Annotated in this window: 5 protein-coding genes; 1 reads left to right on the forward strand and 4 read right to left on the reverse strand. The window is 53.4% G+C overall.

Features of this window, described 5'->3' with window-relative positions:
• Positions 1-278: 278 nt before the first annotated feature.
• Together ACFSSA_RS12245 and ACFSSA_RS12250 are read right to left on the reverse strand one after the other, a co-directional pair.
• A complete protein-coding gene (locus ACFSSA_RS12245; RefSeq protein WP_386820750.1) occupies positions 279-590 on the reverse strand; it encodes a hypothetical protein in 312 nt (103 codons plus the stop codon).
• A gap of 113 nt (positions 591-703) precedes the next feature.
• Entirely contained in the window at positions 704-1,930 is a 1,227-nt protein-coding gene (locus ACFSSA_RS12250) for a DNA cytosine methyltransferase (RefSeq protein WP_386820751.1), read from the reverse strand.
• A 37-nt stretch (positions 1,931-1,967) separates the two neighbouring features.
• On the opposite strand from ACFSSA_RS12250, the gene ACFSSA_RS12255 reads away from it, so the two are divergent.
• Positions 1,968-2,870, forward strand: coding sequence for a helix-turn-helix domain-containing protein (locus ACFSSA_RS12255; RefSeq protein ID WP_386820752.1), 903 nt, complete (start codon positions 1,968-1,970; stop codon positions 2,868-2,870).
• 240 nt (positions 2,871-3,110) lie between these two features.
• Here the strand turns inward: ACFSSA_RS12255 and ACFSSA_RS12260 are convergent, their stop codons facing one another.
• Together ACFSSA_RS12260 and ACFSSA_RS12265 are read right to left on the reverse strand one after the other, a co-directional pair.
• On the reverse strand, positions 3,111-3,404 hold the full coding sequence (locus tag ACFSSA_RS12260) for a hypothetical protein (RefSeq protein ID WP_386820753.1): 294 nt from the start codon (positions 3,402-3,404) through the stop codon (positions 3,111-3,113).
• A gap of 968 nt (positions 3,405-4,372) precedes the next feature.
• A complete protein-coding gene (locus tag ACFSSA_RS12265; RefSeq protein ID WP_386820754.1) occupies positions 4,373-4,552 on the reverse strand; it encodes a hypothetical protein in 180 nt (59 codons plus the stop codon).
• Positions 4,553-5,349 lie beyond the last annotated feature (797 nt).

The following is a 5,349-nucleotide window of genomic DNA, read 5'->3' on the forward strand; positions in this document are numbered from 1 at the left end:
AGTCTGTCTCGTCAGAAAACAGACGGATGATAGGGCAGGCACTCGTTGATTATCTGGCTAACGTCTCAGGAATGGAGCGCCGGAAAGCGCCCCCGAATTAAATCAGATGGCTTCATCGGCGTCGCCATCTCCGACTTGTTCTCCTCTTTCTGTTCTTCGGTTCCTGCTGGGTTACTCATACAACTACGGCTTCATGGTGGGTTCCCGCCCGCACATGGAATCCAGTGAACAGGTTGGTATGGCGTGCAAAATGGCGCGAAGTGACCGTGACGGTGGTCTCATGGTTCGTCGTATCCTCCAGGAACGTGAATTACTCGCATTATTGCGTCTAGGATCTCCGCAAACGCATACTGGTGATCCCGAACCCCCTTCAGCCCATCGTCCGCAATCTCACGAATGTAGTGAAGATTGCTCTTCGAGTAGTCCAATCCCGGATCACCTTGTGGATCAATCTCATCGTGCATCAGATCCGCAAGCTGCCGAACTCCCCGGAGTAGTTCTGTGCGTATGTGGTCATTGTGAGCTTCATGGGAAGACGGAGTGGAAACCACCCGGATTAGTGAGAGCAATGGACGAAAGTCTGAGATCATGGGGAGACGTGGAACTGCTGAAGTTTTTTCTTGGAGAACGTCATAGCTGACCCACACCCTGCCGAGAGCGCACGTCCGACTGCGCTATAAAAGGTTGAGTGGCCATGGCACTTTCAACTCAAGGCGGGCAGGGTGTTGGTGTCCAGCGCCTTGTTCGGCTTGGTTGATTCCCCTAGCATCTCCGCAACGGCAAGACCAATTGCTCGCCCCAAGAGAGGTGGGACCGCGTTGCCAATCTGCTTCACAATCTGTGACCGCGTTCCACGGAACTCAAAATCGTCATCGAATGATTGCAAGCGCGCTCCCTCGCGAGGCGTCAAAGCTCGATCAGCCACTGGATGGATACAGCGATTCGATGCAGGATGCACGAAGTTCACGGTGATTGTTACGCTCGGTTCGTCCGCCGCAAGACGCGAATAGCAAGAACTGAATCCCGAAGAGATTAGGTGCTTTGGGATGTAGGAGATATTCGGGCCTGAGTGCTTGATGATCTCAAGCATCTTCGGCGTGTGGCGTGTGCTGTCGTGCAGCTTCAGGCTCCGACGGCGTGAACGCCGTGCTCGCTGGTAGGCATTCTCTGCCGGGCGATCATACTCAGTCCCCTCCTCTCCGGATTCGATTCGCGGTAAATCTCCAATGGCATCCATCACACTCAGTGCCTGCGGTAGTTGGTGCCCACGGCTGAAAAGCGGTAGCTCATCCGGAAGGTGCATGCGGCTCTTATTCCGGTGTCCGATAGTTGAACCATTGCAGGTGTGGGTATGCGAAGGGAATACGATCCCAATGCCGCGCTCTGCACCAATCAGGATGAGTCGCTCACGCTTCTGTGGCACACCAAAGTGTGCCGAGTTGAGAATCCGCCACTCGCAGTGGTATCCAGCCGACGCAAAGCACTCCTCAATCTGTTCGATCGTTTCACCATTATTGTGTGTTGCGAGACCGACGACGTTCTCCATCACGAATACAGGCGGACGGAAGTAGTTCACGAAATTGGCGTATTGCTCGAAAAGCGTGTTGCGAGGGTCATCCTCATCGCTGGATCGAAAGGGCCGGATGGATGAAAAACCTTGGCATGGGGGGCCGCCGATCAACACACCAAGCTTACCTCTCCTGATGCCGGTCAGCCTCTCAATATCTGAGCACGAGACGGTGCGAATGTCCTGCTTGAGCGTTCGCGCGTCCGGGTGGTTGGCCTCAAAGGTAGCCAAGCTGTCCTTAAGAATGTCAATGCCAAGCGCCGTTCGGAACTGGTCACGGCAAGCGGCCTCGAAGCCAGCGGAGAAGCCGCCGGTGCCACAGAATAGGTCGAATACGGAATGCACGGTGGAGACTATTGTCACGGTGACAGCGAGGTGTCAAGCGTGACAATAGTCTCAGATGTCCGATCCATCTGCCGACAAGATTCTACAAGCCCTCGTGAAGGTTCTCCGGGTCGAGAGGGAGGCCAAAGGCCTGAACTACGAGGAACTAGGGGCTGTCACTGGACTCCATCGAACCACGCTAGGGTTGTATGAACGTGGTGAGAGGTGTCCGACAATCGAGGCGGCCCTCCAGATCGCGGAAGCGCTTAGCATGCCGCTCTCATCGCTAATCAGAAAGGCCGAGGAATCTGCCGAGTCTGGGCGCGTCAGCGAGGAGTTCATCACTCGTCGGGAGGTGCCCCTTGGGAACTTCCGAAACGGCTCCGAACTTCGGAGCTGCCTTGGTCTGTCCCCCGATGCCGTTAGAGCTGCGATTCTGGACTGCTACAACACGTTGGATACGATCGATCAACAATTGGTCGCCCACGGCGCGGAGCCAATGGCTCGACTCGTGGAATTAGCCAACCTGTCATCAATGATTGGCAACCTTCTCGGGGCTGGTCTAGCGTCGGCCTCAAACGGTCTCTATCGAAGGAATAGACCACACGCCTATCCTGACCTGATCCCTCAAAATTCCGACTACGACGACCTGGAGATCAAGGTGGCTCTGGAAAAGAATAAGCCGAAAGGACATCTTCCAAAGGCTGGGAACTACATCACATTCCGCTACGTTCTCTGCAATGATTCGGGCGAGTTCATCTCCGGCAAGGAGAACCGCGGGCTTCGTGTCTTCATCTGGGAGGTGAAGGTGGGGCGAATTAGAGAGTCCGACTTCGACTTGAGCAATACCGAGGGGGATTCTGGAAAAACGGCAGTAATCAAGACAGCGGTGTTCAACGCTATGCCTTTGATTTACTTCGATCCCGACTTGCTCCCGTATGCGCGTCGACAGGACCGTCGCTATCCGGGGTTCAATTAATTGCCGAACGTCTCAGGAATGGAGCGCCGGAAAGCGCCCCCGAATTAAATCAGATGGCTTCATCGGCGTCGCCATCTCCAACTTGTTCGTTGTCTTCATCCCGAAGCGCCTTGAAACCAACGCCTATAACCGACACATTCAACGCTTGGTGGCTCACAGGGGAGTTCCACAAGTTCATGGATGCTCTTGGTATCAAGGACGCTGCTGAAGTCGCCTTCTGGGCGGGGCGGGCATCCATCCTCAAGCCTTCAGACGAATGGCTATCAAGTTGCACCGGGCATCCTCGACACGCTCCTGAATGCTGCGATGGTCAGACCCCTGCCGAAGAGCAATCTTCAGAATCGAGTCGCGGAACAGACTCACCTTCTCCTGCAAGTAACCACTGAACTCATGGAACTCCGGATCACTCAGAATGTCGTCGAACCGACACGCGAAGGTCTCCATCGCGGCCAAAGTGATGGTGTCAGAAGTGCTCCCGTCGAGTGCAAGGGACGTGAGTAGCTTCTCCAATAGGTCTGTGTATTCTTTAATCATAATTTTTATTTAGTCATGTCTTCAAATTCTCTTAACGAACGTCTCAGGAATGGAGCGCCGGAAAGTGCGCCCGAATTAAATCAGACGGCTTCACCGGCGTCGCCATCTCCGCCTTGTTCGTTGTCCCCATTGTCTGATGTGGATGACCCGATGGTGCCTGTGCCACGTGACCTGTGGATTGAGTTCGGACTCGCGAAACCCCGAAATGAAACCTCGGAGGAGCAGCAGAAACGCTCCGAAGAACACGCCGCGTGGCTTGAAAACTTCAAACGGACGAACCCACATTGGGAAAGCGTGCTGGAGGGTGCCAAAGCTAACCCCCTCTCGATGAGTATTCGCAAATCAGATCCGCGATGGAAGGGTCATGGTGTGGACGTAGATGCTGTATATCTTCACGCTCTAGCGCAAACCCGTCACCCCCTCCAGTCAAGCTTCCCAGTCTCACAAGCAACCGTTCCGGGTTGTCGGGATGAGTCGATACCGAGATTCGTCCACGAAACTCCCGATCCGTGTCGTGTGTTCTGCTCCGATGATATGTCTTCAGGTAAAGTGTCTTCCCGGCGTAGCCCTGAACTGTCTCAGAGCCCCGAATAGCTGTTAAATCTTCATTCATAAAATATCATGTCTTCAAATTTTCTTAACGAACGTCATAGCAATGGCGGCGCCGGCTTGCACGCCCAAAATTGATCAGACGGCTTCCTCGGCGTCGCCATCTGCGCCTTGTTGTGTTTCTTCATTTCGGGTGGTGTTGTCGGACGGCAAAAAGACTGTGTACGACCTTGTGCATGAGGCGGATCTAGAATCAGCCATCACATCGGCTCGCAAGAGGAATCCGGGGATGCAGGTTCTGTTGGGCAAGCCAGAGAACTGTGTCCAGATGCGTCCAAATCCACAAGTATGGTGCCAAGATAACGATACTCTTCGCCGGATACACGCTTCATCGACTCAGGGGGACAAATGTAATCAATCTAATGCGCTCCTCCTACAAATGGCTCCCCGGGTGGAAGCAAATGACGACCAATCATGAAAAGCGCATCACCATCTTCCTCGCGGAAATACGCAGTGCAAATAACCTGTAAATGCTCGCCTTGCCACTTAACTGCGACAAGTGCCTTGTATCTCACGTGGTCATCAAAGTCTTCGATCATCGAGGGAAATTTCTTACACAACGTTATAGGAATGGCGGCGCCGGGGCAAAGCTCCAAATTTAATCAGACGGCTTCCTCGGCGTCGCCATCTCCGACTTGTTCGCCTTGTTTTTGACTTCACACAAGCTCGATCTTCTTATGCGCCATTATCTCAGAGTGTTCCTTGCTCCCATATATCTTGGCCAACTTATGACGCACTTCGTCCCGGTCTGCGGAGCGCATTTCGCGCGAAAGGTAAGCTAACGCAAAAGCGTCATCATCGGGCGTCTCTTCGTTAATAGTCCAAGTCAGCCCACATCTCATCGGACAATTCGGCCAGCGAGCTATCCACTTCCAATATTCGTATTCCTTGCCGTTAGCCTTCCTCCGGACTGATCGAGTTAGGAAGACTCCGACGACTCCAGAACGATTAAGTCTAGTCATTCGCCCTACCTCGTTCATTCGAGAAGGAGGCAGGATCTTCTTCTGTTCCTTGATCCACTTGCTGCCCTCAACCTCCGCAGATTCCCACGAACCGTACTCCTTGAGAGAGAAATTCTTCTGATGCATGGTGCATTGTCGCATGATGCGAGCCATGACGCAGCCTTCTACGGTGTTTCGGGTAAGATGCATATTTCTTTGGCGAACGTTATAGGAATGGCGGCGCCGGTGTAAAGCTCCAAATTCATCTGACAGCTTCAACGGCGTCGCCATCTCCGCCTTGTTCTGCCGGTCTTCCTTCTTGTAATCTAACTGCCCGATTCATCTGTTTCAGTTGGTTGAGCATATTTGAAACCGATAATCTGTGAAAAACATGC

The sequence above is a fragment of the Luteolibacter algae genome (assembly GCF_042683045.1).
GTDB classification, from domain to species: Bacteria; Verrucomicrobiota; Verrucomicrobiia; order Verrucomicrobiales; family Akkermansiaceae; genus Luteolibacter; species Luteolibacter algae.